This is a genomic window from Roseinatronobacter sp. S2 (assembly GCF_029581395.1).
Classification (GTDB): Bacteria; Pseudomonadota; Alphaproteobacteria; order Rhodobacterales; family Rhodobacteraceae; genus Roseinatronobacter.
This window is the reverse complement of record NZ_CP121113.1, coordinates 1050001-1066258: the sequence shown is the minus strand read 5'-3', so window position 1 is coordinate 1066258 and position 16258 is coordinate 1050001. Positions and strand designations below refer to the sequence as shown.

Below are 16258 nucleotides of genomic sequence, written 5' to 3'. Positions count from 1 at the left end.
GCATTTCTCTGTTGCAGCGTAATTGCAACCTAAGATTGTTTTTAGAGTGTTGTGCTTTTAGGAGCTTGCATGCATAGTTTCGAAGAGTGGTTAGAACTTCACGAGATAACTGAAGATGTGTTAGCAGACGTTGTATTGGCGTATAACGCTGGCGCACTTCGCGTACACCCGCCATTTACTCGCGCGGCGCCCTCCGGTGAAGTAGCAGAAAGCCTCGGGCCTCTTGATAAAGCGCTGTCAGACCTTATCCGACCCGCCTTTCAAGATGCGTTCCAGAACTGCGGTGCAATTGGCGAAGCGTTGGCGCGGATACGGATCCGCGAACCAGCAGAATGCGAGACAAACCATCCCTGCACAATTAACCGTGGTCCTGGCCGGGTGCCGGTTCTGGTCCTGCAATGGACAGGAAAGCCGACAGATCTTCTCACTCTTGCACATGAAGTAGCGCATGCTGTTCAGATCACCTTGTCACGCGGGGCGTATATGCCACCACTTGCGCGCGAAGTCTGTGCATTTCTTGGAGAACTGCTTCTCATTTCTCATGTAAAGAAGCACAGAAACCCAAGGCTTCTCGAGTTACTTCTGGGCGCATGGGAAGACCAGAATGCGCTTTACCTCGGTCGCGACCTGGACAGTCTGAAAGCAGCCTTGCAAGCAACAAAAGCTCCGTATCACTATCGGCAAAACTATCCTGTTGCACGATTGCTCGCTTGCGCATTGTTTATGCAAGGCCGGGGTGAGTGGCTTACAAGCCTGTTTGCATCTGGCGAGGATGCGATGGCTCATCTGCCAGTGGAGAAAATGGCCAGCAAGGCGGGTACATTTGCGAATTATTTGCCTGCTTTACAACGATCTGACCAAGACCTGCCAGCACTCGGGCCCTACCGCAGCCTTGGCGCGATGACACTTCTGGAGACTGAATACAGAAAAGGCGTTTCCGAAAAACCAATCGGAGAGGTTTATCAAACATGGCTTGGCCATATGCGGGATCAAACGGCATTCATAGCGCTTGATCTTCACGACAGGCCGCTGGGCTATGCGACCTGGATCAAGCCACCTTCTGCGAACAAGATCACTTTGACCCGACAAGCTGCGCCATTCGGAGATCATCTTGAACTGCAATCCGCGCTAAATCGCCATCTACAACACGAGACAGGCAGGTCTTCGTTCAATCCTAGTGCTGGCTATGCACTCGAGTTGCTTGCGCAATCCCCATATCACGGGAAGCATCAGCTAGGAGATTACTTTAGAACTGAAATCCTTCCGGCACTCTGGTCTGGACAGTGCCGCTTCTATGTCACCGAAGACGGGGTACCGGCAGCGATGGTGACATGGGCTTGGCTTTCTGCTGAGGTCGAGCGTGAAGTTCATGCATCAGGTAGAGCGCTGTCACATGAAGAATGGAACTGCGGCGACCGGCTGTTCTTCAACGACTGGATCACGCCCTATGGGAACATTCGGGAAGTGGCCCATGACATGACCCACAACATTTTCCCTGACCAGACTGCAACCAGTCTGCGCCGCAACATGGACGGTTCAGTGCGCCGCGTGAGCCGCTGGACAGGCGCAGCGATCCGCCAGCGCAGGCAGGTCGTTGCATGAATGTAGAATATCCAAAGACTTATTTAGATTGCATGGAACAATCGGGCAAAGGGTTCATCAATTTTTTGAACGGTAGCTTTGAGAACCGTGAGACTTGCTGGTCCAGCCAGCTGGGTGGTTCCATCAAGTCTATGCATTGGACAGCCCGACCATGTCGGTCAGCTACGCCTGGCGCTGTCGGCGCCAGTCAAGGTTTCGTCTGGTTAATGTCAGGCGAAAATGGGTGAAGGGTTGATGATGAACCCTCCACCCGGTTGAACCGCCGGGCGAAGGAAAGCCCGGCATACAGCGACGTCGCAGCGGCAATTATATCCGCGCGGTAACAGTAAGGAAGACAGAAATGTCACAAGAGCTCGTGAAAGTGATGAACGATCTTTATGGGAACATCAGCTTTGGCGGCGGTGGTGGCGGCGGTGGCAATGGTGGCGGTGGTCGGAATGTTAATCATGCTGAGAAGGCAGCGTGCGCTGCCCTTGGTGCGGTTGCCGGCGGCGCGACTGCCACAGTTGTCGGCGGCGCAACTAAGTCACCCAATACAGGTTTGGCCGCTGGAGGTGCAGTTGGCTACGCTACATACGAGGCTTGTGTTGGGTCTTTGAGCACTTCAGCTTCATACGACGGGATGATGACAGCGCCGTAACCCAAATACCGGGGCACCTCCGGGTGCCCCATTATCGTTTTTTGCACGTGTCAAGAAGGGAGAGTGCATTGGTTAACTATGTCCTAGCTGCTATTTTTTCGGTCGTTGGCTACTATATTGCAAAACTTATCGCGCGCCGTATAGAGCCCAATAAAGATTTGAACAATGCCTGCGTAGCTGCGGGAGTTATTACTGGTATGCTTGTTGCAATTGCATTTCGATAGTCAGGTCAGAATGCCAATTCCAGATATAACGTGCTCATTTGACTTTATTTTGCTTTAGATGAGCAATAGTTCAAACGAAATCCCCCTCTCCTGGTTCGGCAAAACGCTGTGGAAGTTCACGCCCTTCTATCTGGAGCTGATCTTCCTCGCCATCTGCCTGCGCCTTCTGGGGTTGGTGGAGCCGTTCATCTTTCAGGTCATCATCGACCGCATCCTGCCCTTCCAGCGCGAAGCATCGCTGGTCGTTGTCGTGGCCATATTCGCCGCCGTCGCCCTGTTTCAGGTGGGCTTTCAAATCCTGTCCGAACTTCTGGGCATGCTTACCGCCAACCGCGTCACCCGCGAACTCGGTGCGCGCATTTTTGACCATCTGTTCAAGCTGCCCTTCCGCTTTTCGCGCAAATGGAATGTGGGCGAGACCATCACCCGTGTCAGCGAAACCGACACGATCCGCGCCTTTCTGGTCGGCACAACAACGGGCGTTTTCCTCGATCTGGTTTTCGTAGTTGTGTATATTGCGGTGTTGTTCACCCTTTCGACAGAACTGACCCTGATCATCCTTGTCGCTCTGCCGATCCAGTTTCTGATCTATTTCGGTTTTGGCCCGTTCCTGCGCCGCCGCTTGCGCGCGCAATTTGATGCAGGCGCGCAGCACCAATCACAGATGGTCGAGAACATCTCTGGCATCGCTTCGGTCAAGGCACTTGGCGCTGAACGCCAGATGCTCGCGCGGTTGGACCAAACCCTGCATGGCAGTTTGAAAGCGGGTTATCGCGTAGGCATTTTGAATATATGGAGCAGCAAAATGCTATTCGTGGTCGAACAAGCGATCACGATCAGTATCATCTACGTGGGTGCCCAGCTTGTATTTGCAGGCGATCTGACCCTTGGGCAGCTGATCGCGTTTCACCTTTTGGCCCAAAAAGTCACTGGCCCCATCGAGAATTTCTCGGCGCTTTGGGAGACATGGCAAAATGTGCGCGTGTCGCGTCAACGGCTTGGGGATATCGTCAATACCCCGATAGAGCCATTCGATGCGTTGCCCAAGCTGCCCGCGCAGGTCGAAAACAGGCTGAGCTTCAGAGATGTCGATTTTGCCTATGACCCATCGACCCCAATTTTGCGCAACTTCTGTTTTGAAGCAGCCCAGAATAGCCTGACATTAGTTGTCGGCCCCTCTGGCATTGGCAAATCGACATTTGGCAGACTGGCTTCAGGCATTGATACACCTGACCACGGGCAGGTTTTGCTGGGTGGTGAGGATATTGCCGAATTCGACCCGCATGATGTGCGCTCGAAAATTGCGTATATTCCACAAGAACCGTATCTCTTCTCGGGCACCCTGCGCGACAACCTGTTGCTGGGGGATTATCACGCCAATGATGCGGATCTGACGCGTGCCTTGCGCATTTCAGCCGCCGCAGATCTGGTGGCGCAATTACCCTTGGGCTTGGACACACCGGTTGGCGAACGTGGTTCGGCCTTGTCTGGTGGTCAACGCCAACGCGTCGCAATCGCCCGGTCTTTGATGCGCCGTCCAAAAGTCATTATCCTGGATGAACCGACAAGCTCTCTCGACTATGAGGCACAAAAACGGATGGCGACAGAGTTGCAGGCGCTGAAAGAAGAGGCGACGCTGATTATCATCACCCATAGCCCTGACGTTTTCCCGAACCCCGACCAGGTTGTTGATTTTGCGGGGCTAAGATGAATGGCATAGCAGATCCAATGGACCTGAGGTCACCCACGCTGCACGGAACTATCTGGTTTACGATTGCAGTTTTTTCGGCGGTCATTGCGATTTCGATTTTCTTCACGGTTGAGGTGGTTGCTCGCGGTCAGGGCCGTGTCGTTCCTGTCAATCGTGTGCAAGTCATCCAGCCGGAGTTCTACGGCAGAATCGATGCGATTCATGTTGGCAACGGAGCGTCTGTTGAGAGGGGTGACATCCTTATCGAACTGGATGCAACAGATGCAAAGGCCGAACTGGCAAATACGCAGTCGGAGCAGGAACGGCTGATCATCGAGCGGGCGCGAATTGAAGAAATTGTCAAAGTGATATCTTTTGCTGAACAGAGCGGGGATTTAGCTGAAGCATCAGCCAATGCGAAATTACAAATTCAATCTGAGATCGCAGATTCAGCCTATACGCGTGAGCAGCGCGAACTTCTCGCCGCAGAGATTGCAGACCTTTTCTCCGCGCTTGCACAGATAGAAGCTCAAGATGAAGCCAATCTGCGAGCAGAGGCAGTGACACGAGCCAGCATTGACCGGACCGATGCCGCCCTTGCAATTCAAGCTGACCGACTCGCGACTGCCGAGCAGCTTCTGGGCCAAGGCACGACGAGCCGTGCCGCGTTTCTTGACGTTCAGCAGGCTTTTACTGATCTTGAGAGGGAACGCGAGGTCAATCTACGCGAGCTTGATCGCCGGGCCGCTGATCGTGGCGCGCTGGCTATGGAAAGGCGGCGGTTACTTGCGAACCAGCGTAGCAAACACCTCGAGCGGCGAACCCAGATAGAGGCTCGCCTTGCAACAGTGCAAGAGGAAGCCCGCGCGCTGTTACGTCGCGTGGATGCGGCCACACTTCGCGCACCTGTTGCTGGCATTGTGGACCAGTTGTCCGCCTTTACTATCGGTGGTGTAGCTCAAACAGGAGCGGAACTCTTACGAATAGTGCCGACGAACGTCGAAATCGAATTAGAGGGAGTATTTTCCAATCAGGATATTGGCTTTATGGAAATTGGCCAACGCGCAAACCTCCGGTTTGATGCTTATCCCTCTGAGCGGTTCGGTTTTGTACAGGGCGCAGTTAATGATATCGCAGCCGACTCGACTGACGCAGGAAATAACAATTGGGGCTACATCGTGCGCATTTCACCCGACACGACATATCTGTCAGCAGGCACCAATCGCTTCCAGCTTCGGCCAGGTATGACAGCAACTATAGACGTGCAAACTGAAGAACGTCGCATCATAACCTATTTCTTTGCCCCAATCGTCCGGACGATCCAAGATGCTATGGGCGAGCGCTAGAAGCGATGCCGATCACTTCACTTGCAGCTGTTTCGCTGCCCACCGCTTTCAGATGCGGGTACATCGCCTACAGTCTGTTTGATTTTGTTTTGTCACTGAAGCGCAAGATGAATGCCACTGATCAGCGGCTAAAACCCATGAAGGCCGAACCGGGCATTATGCTGCAGACGGGGCCGAATGTCTGCTTTTAGTATCCACGCTCTGGTACCACCCCCCCGTCTTCCAGACGGGAGGATACCATCATGCAGTATGACACCGGCAAGCACTGCGTTTTTCTATCACCGCTATCACATTGTCTGGTCGACCAAGTATCGTTTCAAGGTGCTGACCGGCCAGTTGCGCTTGCGAGTGCGCGACATGTCAACGGCAGAGTAAGAGTGAGCCAAAGGGCAGTGCAAAATGTTGCCACTTTGGGGTTGGGATAATCAGCGTATAGACGAGCGTCAGCATCCGGGCGGCCGCGCTTGTCATATAGCTGGCGGTTGCCCGGATGCTTGGCCCGGCAGGGCCAATTGATGCGGATTGTGGTTTAGGTTTTGGGTGTTGTCTGACGCGCCTTGCTCTGGCCAAGTCGGTAGCTTTCGCCGTTCATCTCCAGGATGTTGACGTGGTGGGTCAGGCGATCGAGCAGCGCGCCGGTCAGGCGTTCTGACCCAAAGGTTTCGGTCCATTCGTCGAATGGCAGGTTGCTGGTAATCAGCGTGGAGCCGCGCTCGTAGCGTTGGGAGATCAACTCGAACAGCAATTCAGCCCCGGTTTTACTGAGCGGCACAAAGCCCAATTCGTCGATGATCAGCAGCTTGTAACCCACCATCTGCTTTTGAAGCCGCAAGAGCCTGCGTTCGTCTCTGGCCTCCATCAGTTCGTGAACCAGCGCTGCAGCCGTGACAAAGCCGACAGAAAGACCTTTTTGACAGGCAGATAGACCAAGTCCCAAAGCAACATGGGTCTTGCCGGTGCCTGAGGGTCCGAGTGCGATGACATTCTCGCGCCGGTCAATCCATTCGCAGCGCGCCAACTCCAGAACCTGCATCTTGTTCAAGGCCGGGATCGCCTTGAACTCGAAGCTGTCCAGGCTTTTGACAGCTGGGAACTTCGCGGTCTTGATGCGCCGTTCGATCATCCGCCGTTCACGGTCGATCATTTCCAGTTCGACCAAACGTGCGAGGAACTGAGCATGGTCATGCCCTTCTGTGGCGCATTGGCGGGCCAGTTTGCCATATTCTCGCAGCACCGTTGGCAGGCGGAGAGATTTGAGCCGATGCTCCAGTAGGATTTGCGGGGCTTGTGTCATGCGGCTTTCCCCCGCTTCATCAGGGACATGTAGCTGGCCGCTGACGTTGTGCCGACATTGGCGCGTGGCAGATACGGATAGATATCCAGATCCAGCTTGGGTGGCCGCTTCTCGACCTGGCACAAGACAAGATGCTTGATGGCATCAAACCCAATCGCGCCCATGCGCAGCGCATTTTTGACGGCGATATTCAGATCGGCCATCTCGAACGTTTCCAACAACCGCAAGACCTGCACATACGTAGCAAAGACCTGCCTTGATCATGCGGGCCTCCATCAAGCGGCGCAAGGTTGCAAATTCCTCTGGCAACTCCCATTCCACCAATGGGGCAGCCTGATCCAGTGCCCCGGTCTTTTGCTCCAAAAGGGGTAGATAAGGCACCGGGTCAAAGACCATATTCTCCCGGTCCCAGCATCTGGGGTGACGGGCGATCACATTGCCACCACAGCCGATGACAACCTGATCGACATAACCCCGGATCCAGACGTCACGGTGGCCATAGGCAACCGGCACCGAGTAATCATTGGTTTTGTAGCGCACCAGGGATTGTGAGTTTACCTGGCCACTGGCCTGATCACAGGCATCAAATGGAGTCGCCGGCAGATCCATCATCGCTTCAAGATCGCGCGCCAGTCGTTGCCCGATGCTGTCGTCATATCCGCGCAAGACATCTGACTGGCGCTTACGGCATTGCTCTTCCAGCCAGAGATTGAACGCCTCCCATGTTGCAAAATGAGGGATGGGCACCATGAAGTTGCGCCGCGCATATCCAACCAGACCCTCGACGGCACCTTTATCGTTGCCCTTACCCGGTCGGCCATAACGATCGTGGATGAAGTAATGCGACAGGAACCCACTGAACAGCTTGGTCCGCTTGCGCGAGCCGTCCGGCAGGATCTTCGCGACCAGACATCGATCGTTGTCATAAAGAACCGACTGTGGAACCCGGCCGAAGAATGCAAAAGCATGAACATGACCATCAACCCAGGCCTCGGAGACCGCCGCAGGATAAGCCCGAACAAAGCAGGCATCGCTGTAAGGCAGATCCAGTGCAAAGAAATGCGCCTTCTGCTCAACCCCGCCAATCACGACCATCGCCTCGCCGAAATCCGCTTGGGCATGGCCGGGGGCATGTGCCAATGGCACAAACATCTCACGGCTGCGCCGCCCATGTTCGCGGACATAGTTCTTGACCGTCGTATAGCTGCCTTGAAACCGGTGCTCGTTGCGCAGCCGTTCAAAGATGCGCTTGGCGGTGTGGCGCTGTTTGCGGGGACGGTTCAGATCGTCTTGCAGCCATTGGTCAATGAAGCCGGTGAACCCGTCCAGCTTGGGCCGCTTGATATCCGCCGTTCGCTGGTAGCCGGGCGGCACCGAAAACATCATCATCTTCTTCACGCTCGCACGCGATATCCCAAAATGGCTCGCTGCTGCCCGTTCGCTCATACCGCCCCGACGCGCGAGGCGGACCTTCCTGTAAAGTTCCACGCTGAAAATACCCCCGCCCTCCCTGAAACCAGAAAAGGCCAAAGTGGCAAAGTTTTACTCCGCCCGCAGCGAGATTATCCCGCCACTTCCGTGGACAACTTTTGCACTGCCGTTCTCACAAGCTGCGCTGTCGTTGCCGCGCACAGTGTTCACACCGAAAATCATGGACGAGATCGGTGCTGACTTTGGCATTCCTGCTGAAATGCGGGATGAGATCGGGCAGGTGCTGGAATTCGGAGCCAGCGAATATGCCTGTGAGACCGAGCGCGCGGCGCATGATTTTGAACGGATACGCAAAGAACTTCACGCGCTGGACCAAGCAGCAAAGTCGTTGCTAAACGCCTTAGCGAATATTTCACTGCAAACGCAGCGGATATTGCACGAAGCGGGTGTCGGGCGCAGTCTGAAAGGGTTTGATCTGCCGCGTGTTACTGGAACGGACAACGCGCCCCTCCTGCACTACGCGGCTTCACCGAACCAACAGCCTCTGAGCATTCCCCTTGCGGATATCGGGTCGATCTTGGCCGCGCTTGGCCAATGCGCCATTGACGCGCGTCCAGCGGCCAGAGCCAGCCGGAAAGGGCGCCCTGAACAGCAAGGCTTGTGGGACCTGCTGCACATGGGCTTTCAGGTTTGGGCCAGTGTTCTAGGCCGTCCGTTCAAGCTGGATTGGGCGTCGGACGGACACCCGATCACCGACGCGGCTCAGTTCAGCGTTCGAATTGCGCACGTTGTTGATCAGTCCCTGACCCTGCAACAGATCGCAACCGCGTCCCGCAAGGTCAGAGAAATGTCATTTCAGGTCAGTAACTTGGCGGAATTGCCCAACGCGTTGGAGCATTACCGCAAGCAGTTCGAATAGATTTCTGAGAATGTCAGGGCGTAGATCGTCGTTATTGAAAGTATCGACGAGGATTGCCTGTGAAAAATTCCTACGCAAAAACTGAAGCTGACCCTGCCGGAACATTCATTGACGAATGTCAGGTTGCGGAGCGGCTGTGTCAATCGGTCCGCACCATTCAGAAATGGCGGGTCACTGGAACTGGGCCGGAATTCTACAAACTGGGGCGGTCCGTTCGCTATCGCATGAGCGACGTTTTGGATTGGGCTGAAGCCCCTCGCAAAGCCCATACCTCCCAATGACGATGTTCCCCATCAGGCCCAAGCAGGATCATGGCGCAACGCAAGCCCTTGCCCTGCTTGACCGTAGCGCTCCCCATAAAGCTGGCGAAGGGCAAGCAGGGCAAGGGCGGGAACCGTGCGCAGCCAAACCTTCTCCAAGTGCGAGCGTATCGCGCCCCGACCGACCGACGCGCTCGCCAGTAAGCTGGCGGCGGGCGGGCGGGGCGCGGGTGGGAACCGCCCGCCTGCCCGACGCCAGACCCGATTGGGGGGTCCTTGTAACACCCCCCCTCATGAATACATCACCCCCAAAAAACGGCAGCAATCATGCAATTGATCCAAACAGGTTTTGACGGCCTCGATATTTCCTACAAGCTGACCATCTGTGAAGAGCTTGCCGAAAAGCTGGAAGCGCAACGCGCAATTGCAGAAGCCCCTGACAGTTACCTCGGCCTGCTCCAGCACAATGGCGTCAGAATGATCGTGCATGCGTCAGGCGCAAAAGGTGGCTATGCGTTTCGCTGCGATACGGGTCTGGGTGGTCCTTTCGGGGAAAACTGGTTCTTCAAGAAACCGAATGGCCGTGCAGATGACTGGGGCGTTCGTGTGTCCTGCAATGCCCTTCCCCTTGCCCTGAATGGGTTGAGCAAGGTGCGCGCGTCTATTGAGGCCACGCTGTCGGCGCTTGGGATGAAATATGAAGCAGGCAGGGAAAGTATCGGGCGGGTTGATGTGGCCTGCGATATTCTTGCTCCTGACTTTGTGGCGGATCGTGATCATTTCGTCGCGCATGCGCAAAGCACCATCAGCGAGATCATGACCGACCTGATGCAGATCGTCGGCAGGTCTGGGCGGGTCGAAACCATCACCATCGGCAAAAACCCGCAGCGGCAGGTTGTGCTCTATGACAAACGGGCCGAAGTGATCGCCAAGGGGAAGTCCTACTGGTGGCCGATCTGGGATGCAGCGCTTGCCGCGCAGGGCCTGCCGCCACTTGATCCCACGGACCGCGCCCAGTCCTCGGTCTGGCGCATCGAAATACGCGCCTATAAGCGCCATCTGAAAGACAAATGGGGCGTGACCACATGGGGTGACCTGCGCGAGAAGCTGCCGGAAATCCTGCACTATTCCTTATGCGATGTGCGCTACACCCTTCCCACAGGCGACAGCAACCGCGCGCGCTGGCCGGATCATCCGATCTGGTCCATTGCCCATGATGCTTTTGCGCAAGACATGGAAGACCTCGCCAGCATGGTAGATCGGGCGCATATTGACGCGCTCCTATTGGGGCGCAGCGATGATGCGCTGCTTCGCCAGATCACATCCTGCCTGATCTCCCGCGCGGCGCTGTTCGGGATACAAGAAGACCGGCTCCTTAACTTCGCAGAAGGAACGATCCATCAACTCATTCGCGGGTGGTCCGACGACAAGTCGCGCATTCGCGAAAAGCTGGCGCAGGCAAGAAGCCGGTATGGTGCGGTCGGTGAGTGATCCTGTGTCTGCTATGCGGGATGGAGCGGGCTTTTTGCTGCACTTGGTTTGCATGTCGTCTTTATCCGAAACCAAGTTGGTTTTACTACACATCCTCTGGTCAGGTTTCGGGGCCGATATGAAGTCCAAGCGCTGCAGGAGGAAACTTTTTCCCAAAAATTGCGATATACATTTCAGACAAACAGGCAAGAACTGCCAATAGCGCTTTCTCCACCTCCGCTTCGCTGATGCTGTGAGCTTCTTTGGGGTGTACGAGTCGATTTCGAACCTTGATCGACGAAGTCAAATCTGAAAACCATGTACTCTTTGATGCTTCCAGGTCAGCTGAGAACCTCGCCAACAGGAACTCAATCCTATCCTCCATACGATAGAATTTCGTTTTGTCAGTCAGAACGAAACGACCTTTTACCAATGCAATGTCTCGCTCGGTAAGGAGTGATCTTTCTACAACGCTGAAATCCGCTGACTTGGCGAAATGTGATGCCAAATAATTCAACTGAGCTTCAAGAAAAAAGAAAACATGAGTCAAAGCGGACCTAAGTAGTCTCTGCTTCTCTGCTTTTAAGTCATTCACTTTCGCCTCGGTAAGAAATTTCTTGGCCGATGTCAGTAGTTCGCTTGAGTAGGCTTCAAACTCGCTCACTTAAGCTTTTCCCGCATAGCTTTTGCACGTAGATTAGCCTGCTTTGCCTCATACTCCTGAATAGCTAGTTCGATCCCGCCTTTCGTTATTCCGGCTCCGTTCTCAGCTTGAAGCCAAAACAGCTCGGCGAACCGGCCGCGCTCCTTGGGATCGGAGCGGTAGCCCAGTCCGCGATAGTTTGCAGGGTCTGTGGAGTGTCGGCCATTGGCTAGAAGATCCGCTCGAAGTGGGTCCTTTGATTTTCCCTTTTCGGGAAGAGAATAATGGCGTTTCAAGCGCGTTGGGTTGTCGGACAGACAACCAGCTACGAAAGCCCAACCCGCTAAAAGTGCGAGGTTCTTTGCTTTGTGACGAAAGTCCGCGGGACCGATATATTTACCAGTTTTCTGATCCAAGAAAGATTTCATTTGCGCTGTTCGCAACTCGGCAAACGATTTTCCCGCTGCTTGCAGCTTCTTGTCATTCCACAAATCAGGATTAGTTTGCTTCGTGTCTTTCCATATTTTTGGATCACGTTTTCCAGACTCGACCAGCTGTGGAGTGGTATCACGAACAGGAAACTCATTAGAAGGTATGGCTTTGCCCAGATAATAGTTGCAGATGAATGATCGTGCTTCCTTTACCGTGATTGGGTTGCCTCGACCCGGCTTATCTGCGAAGTCTTGCTTTCTTTCCAGTAGCCCGCACTTCTGGCACCACTCGCGAAGCTCGGCTCCGGCAAGCGTTTCATACATCCTATCTAAGAGCTCCTTTGAAACTGAAATGTTCGTATTTGAGATGATTTGAACATCTAGGCGCTGCTCATTGTCGAGCTGTAGGTAAACTTTTACGCCGTGCTCAATTTCAATACCTTCATCGTGAGCTTCTTTGATCGCTTCAAAACGATGCTGTCCGCCAATAATCTTTAAGGGTAGTTGTTCTCCCTCGACAAACTCCGCCACTATGTTGCTGAACCGCCTACCTTCCAAAGCATCATTGCGCATTTGTTCAAAGGCCGCGTGGTCCGCCACCACATCCCGATTAGCTCGATACTCTGCAGAGGCATCAGCATCTAATGGAACATCAGTTGTTCCAAGGTTCGTAATTTTCGAAGCCGGTATATGGCATTCAATGAAAACGGCCGCAGTTCTCTGGTCCTTTAGAAGAGTGAGATTGTTCTTTTCTAAAGGATCAAAGAGCCTAACAAAGCTCGCAATGTCATCTATGTAGTCATTCAGTTCGACGCCACTTTCGCAGACTACAACGTGAAATGTACCGGCCTCTGTCATGAAAATCGCTCCGAGTAATTTTCTTTTCTATAGTCTACTCAAAGGTAGGAAATTTCAAGGCAGGAAGCGCGTTGCCGCATTGATGAACCAAATGTCGAAAGTCTGGTCCAAGGGTCGTCCACGTCGCCGCAACCGCAAACAGTTTCGTCGCGCGGCAGGACGCATAAGTATCGCTTCTGGCTCAATGCGTCGTTCCCCCCTTCCTTTCCCCCTATCGGGCGGTGCCTAGGGGGATTGAGAAGGGGGCCATGGCGAATGGTCCCCTCGGGGCTGGCGGCGGTGTGCAAGGTTGGAAGCGGCCCGGCATCCCGCGCGACAGTCGTGGCCCAAGCGCAGCGAGGGTAGGTGCGGGCTGCTGTTGCGGGGCGTTTGGTCTGGAAATGAATGTCTTGTGCGTTGCGCTGCGGCCACATCATTTATGTGGTGTCTGCTGCTTCCACAGTGCTTCCACGGCTTGGCCACATGCGAAAGCCCCGCTTTGTGGCGCTATGTAAGGCACTGATATTATGGTGTAATTTGGTTGCGGGGACAGGATTTGAACCTGTGACCTTCAGGTTATGAGCCTGACGAGCTACCTGGCTGCTCCACCCCGCGTTGGTTTTTTGTTGATCGTTGAGAGAGATTTTTGTGTGTTTCTTGTCAGGTTTGGCGGTGAGCTACTCTCCCACGTCTTGAGACGCAGTACCATTGCCGCGGCGGCACTTAACTTCCGAGATCGGGACGGGATCGGGTGTTTTGCTCGCGCTATTGCCACCAAACCTGAGAAGAAACACATATCAGCGGGGATTATTTAATCCCGACGTATTTTGGTCAATGCTTTTGGTTGCTTTGATTGTTGATCAGTTTGGTTGTTACTGGATCAAATCAAGCCTATCGAGCCATTAGTACCGGTCAACTGAACGCATTGCTGCGCTTACATCTCCGGCCTATCGACGTGGTGGTCTACCACGGCTCTCAAGGGAGACCTTGTTTTGAGGGGGGCTTCCCGCTTAGATGCTTTCAGCGGTTATCCTGTCCGATCATAGCTACCCTGCACTGCGGCTGGCGCCACAACAGGTCCACCAGTGGATCGTTCACCCCGGTCCTCTCGTACTAGGGGCAACTCCTCTCAAGTCTCCAACACCCACGGCAGATAGGGACCGAACTGTCTCACGACGTTCTAAACCCAGCTCACGTACCTCTTTAAATGGCGAACAGCCATACCCTTGGGACCTACTCCAGCCCCAGGATGAGATGAGCCGACATCGAGGTGCCAAACGATGCCGTCGATATGGACTCTTGGGCATCATCAGCCTGTTATCCCCGGCGTACCTTTTATCCGTTGAGCGATGGCCCTTCCACTCGGGACCACCGGATCACTATGGCCGACTTTCGTCTCTGCTCGACTTGTCAGTCTTGCAGTCAGGCTGGCTTCTGCCATTGCACTCGACGAGCGATTTCCGACCGCTCTGAGCCAACCTTCGCACGCCTCCGTTACTGTTTGGGAGGCGACCGCCCCAGTCAAACTACCCGCCACACAGGGTCCCGGATCCGGATAACGGACCGCGGTTAGACATCAAGAGTGCGAAGGGTGGTATCTCAAGGATGGCTCCATGGGAACTGGCGTTCCCATATCAAAGCCTACCACCTATCCTGCACATCGCAATCCTGATGCCAGTGTGAAGCTGTAGTAAAGGTGCACGGGGTCTTTCCGTCTAACCGCGGGAAGCCTGCATCTTGACAGGCAATTCAATTTCGCTGAGTCCATGTTTGAGACAGCGGGGAAGTCGTTACGCCATTCGTGCAGGTCGGAACTTACCCGACAAGGAATTTCGCTACCTTAGGACCGTTATAGTTACGGCCGCCGTTTACCGGGGCTTCAGTTCGGAGCTTGCACTCCTCCCTTTAACCTTCCGGCACCGGGCAGGCGTCAGACCCTATACGTCGTCTTGCGACTTCGCAGAGCCCTGTGTTTTTAATAAACAGTCGCCACCCCCTGGTTTGTGCCCCCGCCCAAGAGTTGCCTCCTGAACGGGCCTCCTTCTCGCGAACTTACGGAGGTATTTTGCCGAGTTCCTTAAACATGGTTCTCTCAAGCGCCTTGGTATTCTCTACCAGTCCACCTGTGTCGGTTTCGGGTACGGTCTGGTGTGGGCTATTTCCGGAACCTCTGAACGGCCCGCCCAATCCGATAAGGGCGAACAATCTTTGAGATCCGTCACTTCCCACTGGCCCAGGAATATTAACCTGGTTCCCATCGACTACGCCTTTCGGCCTCGCCTTAGGGGCCGGCTTACCCTGCTCAGATTAGCTTTAAGCAGGAACCCTTGGACTTTCGGCGACAGGGTCTCTCACCCTGTTTGTCGCTACTCATGTCAACATTCTCACTTCTGAACGCTCCACCGGTCCCTCACGGGCCGGCTTCACAGCAGACTTGCTCTGCGTCCGGTGCACCCGCAATGGGTGCAAAAGACGCAAGAAGTACTGAACAGAACGCTCCGCTACCATGCGATTGCTCGCATCCTAAGCTTCGGCTCATGGCTTGAGCCCCGTTACATCTTCGCCGCAGGACAACTTGTTTAGACCAGTGAGCTGTTACGCTATCTTTAAAGGATGGCTGCTTCTAAGCCAACCTCCTGGTTGTTTTGGTCGTCCCACCTGCTTTCCCACTTAGCCATGAATTAGGGGCCTTAGCTGTAGGTCAGGGTTGTTTCCCTCTTCACGACGGACGTTAGCACCCGCCGTGTGCTCTGCCGCATATTACTCCCGGGTATTCGGAGTTTGGTTAGGATCAGTAAGCCTGTGGGCCCCATTACCCATCCAGTGCTCTACCCCCGGGTATTCGTGCGACGCTCTACCTAAATAGATTTCGCGGAGAACCAGCTATCTCCGAGTTTGATTGGCCTTTCACCCCTAGGCACAGTTCATCCCGATCCTTTTCAACGGATGTGGGTTCGGCCCTCCAGTTAGTGTTACCTAACCTTCAGCCTGACCATGCCTAGATCACTCGGTTTCGGGTCTGATCCATCTAACTCATGCGCCCATTTAAGACTCGCTTTCGCTGCGCCTACACCTATCGGCTTAAGCTTGCTAGATAGACCAAGTCGTTGACCCATTATACAAAAGGTACGCCGTCAGGACTCGAGGTCCCTCCGACTGCTTGTAGGCGTCCGGTTTCAGGTCTGTTTCACTCCCCTCGTCGGGGTGCTTTTCACCTTTCCCTCACGGTACTGGTTCACTATCGGTCAGTAAGGAGTACTTAGCCTTCGGGGGTGGTCCCCCGATCTTCAGACAGAATTTCACGTGTTCCGCCCTACTTGATACGTCCGATCATGCTTCCTGTACGGGGCTGTCACCCGCTATGGCTGGCCTTTCCAGGCCATTCCAGTCACAATCTCGGCTCGGCTGGTCCGCGTTCGCTCGCCACTACTAACGGAGTCTCTATTGATTTCCTTTCCTCCGGGTACTTAG

General features: G+C 54.4%; 11 protein-coding genes, 1 tRNA gene, 2 rRNA genes and 1 pseudogene (1 of these 15 cut by a window edge). 8 read left to right on the top strand and 7 right to left on the bottom strand.

Going from position 1 to position 16258, the window contains the following annotated elements; genetic code table 11:
• The first annotated feature begins 69 nt into the window (after positions 1–69).
• The 5 genes from P8S53_RS04940 to P8S53_RS04920 all read left to right on the top strand — a co-directional run bounded on the left by P8S53_RS04940 (position 70) and on the right by P8S53_RS04920 (position 5877).
• The gene (locus tag P8S53_RS04940) at positions 70–1602 is read left to right on the top strand and encodes a toxin-activating lysine-acyltransferase (RefSeq protein WP_277806048.1); all 1533 of its coding nucleotides are present in this window, start codon (positions 70–72) and stop codon (positions 1600–1602) included.
• A 340-nt stretch (positions 1603–1942) separates the two neighbouring features.
• A complete protein-coding gene (locus P8S53_RS04935; RefSeq protein ID WP_277806047.1) occupies positions 1943–2242 on the top strand; it encodes a hypothetical protein in 300 nt (99 codons plus the stop codon).
• A gap of 282 nt (positions 2243–2524) precedes the next feature.
• Complete coding sequence (locus P8S53_RS04930) at positions 2525–4177, top strand: peptidase domain-containing ABC transporter (protein ID WP_277806046.1); 1653 nt, start codon at positions 2525–2527, stop codon at positions 4175–4177.
• Positions 4174–5502, top strand: a complete 1329-nt coding sequence (locus P8S53_RS04925) for an HlyD family type I secretion periplasmic adaptor subunit (RefSeq protein WP_277806045.1) — start codon at positions 4174–4176, stop codon at positions 5500–5502. Before P8S53_RS04930 ends, P8S53_RS04925 begins: the two co-directional genes overlap by 4 nt.
• 249 nt (positions 5503–5751) lie before the next feature.
• Positions 5752–5877, top strand: a complete 126-nt coding sequence (locus P8S53_RS04920; RefSeq protein WP_277806044.1) for a transposase — start codon at positions 5752–5754, stop codon at positions 5875–5877.
• A 154-nt stretch (positions 5878–6031) separates the two neighbouring features.
• Here the strand turns inward: P8S53_RS04920 and istB are convergent, their stop codons facing one another.
• Together istB and istA are read right to left on the bottom strand one after the other, a co-directional pair.
• Positions 6032–6796 carry an IS21-like element helper ATPase IstB gene (gene istB, locus P8S53_RS04915; protein WP_277806043.1) on the bottom strand — a complete coding sequence of 255 codons (765 nt, stop codon included), beginning with the start codon at positions 6794–6796 and terminating at the stop codon, positions 6032–6034.
• Positions 6793–8242, bottom strand: a pseudogene (gene istA, locus P8S53_RS04910) (IS21 family transposase). Before istA ends, istB begins: the two are co-directional and overlap by 4 nt.
• A gap of 205 nt (positions 8243–8447) precedes the next feature.
• Here istA and P8S53_RS04905 point away from each other — a divergent pair.
• From P8S53_RS04905 to P8S53_RS04895, 3 genes are all read left to right on the top strand, one after another.
• Positions 8448–9146 carry a hypothetical protein gene (locus P8S53_RS04905; RefSeq protein WP_277806042.1) on the top strand — a complete coding sequence of 233 codons (699 nt, stop codon included), beginning with the start codon at positions 8448–8450 and terminating at the stop codon, positions 9144–9146.
• 59 nt (positions 9147–9205) lie between these two features.
• Complete coding sequence (locus P8S53_RS04900; protein WP_277806041.1) at positions 9206–9427, top strand: AlpA family transcriptional regulator; 222 nt, start codon at positions 9206–9208, stop codon at positions 9425–9427.
• A 306-nt stretch (positions 9428–9733) separates the two neighbouring features.
• Positions 9734–10897 (top strand): hypothetical protein, encoded by a 1164-nt coding sequence (locus P8S53_RS04895; RefSeq protein ID WP_277806040.1) that lies wholly within the window; start codon positions 9734–9736, stop codon positions 10895–10897.
• Positions 10898–10997: 100 nt separating this feature from the next.
• On the opposite strand, the gene P8S53_RS04890 is transcribed toward P8S53_RS04895, so the two are convergent.
• The 5 genes from P8S53_RS04890 to P8S53_RS04870 all read right to left on the bottom strand — a co-directional run.
• Positions 10998–11540, bottom strand: a complete 543-nt coding sequence (locus P8S53_RS04890; protein ID WP_277806039.1) for a hypothetical protein — start codon at positions 11538–11540, stop codon at positions 10998–11000.
• Positions 11537–12808: a hypothetical protein gene (locus P8S53_RS04885; RefSeq protein ID WP_277806038.1), complete on the bottom strand. Its 1272-nt coding sequence runs from the start codon at positions 12806–12808 to the stop codon at positions 11537–11539. Before P8S53_RS04885 ends, P8S53_RS04890 begins: the two co-directional genes overlap by 4 nt.
• 517 nt (positions 12809–13325) lie before the next feature.
• Positions 13326–13402 (bottom strand) — tRNA-Met (locus P8S53_RS04880).
• Between the two features lie 49 nt (positions 13403–13451).
• A 5S ribosomal RNA gene (gene rrf, locus P8S53_RS04875) occupies positions 13452–13566 on the bottom strand.
• A gap of 102 nt (positions 13567–13668) precedes the next feature.
• Positions 13669–16258 (bottom strand): 23S ribosomal RNA (locus tag P8S53_RS04870) (it continues 332 nt past the right edge of the window).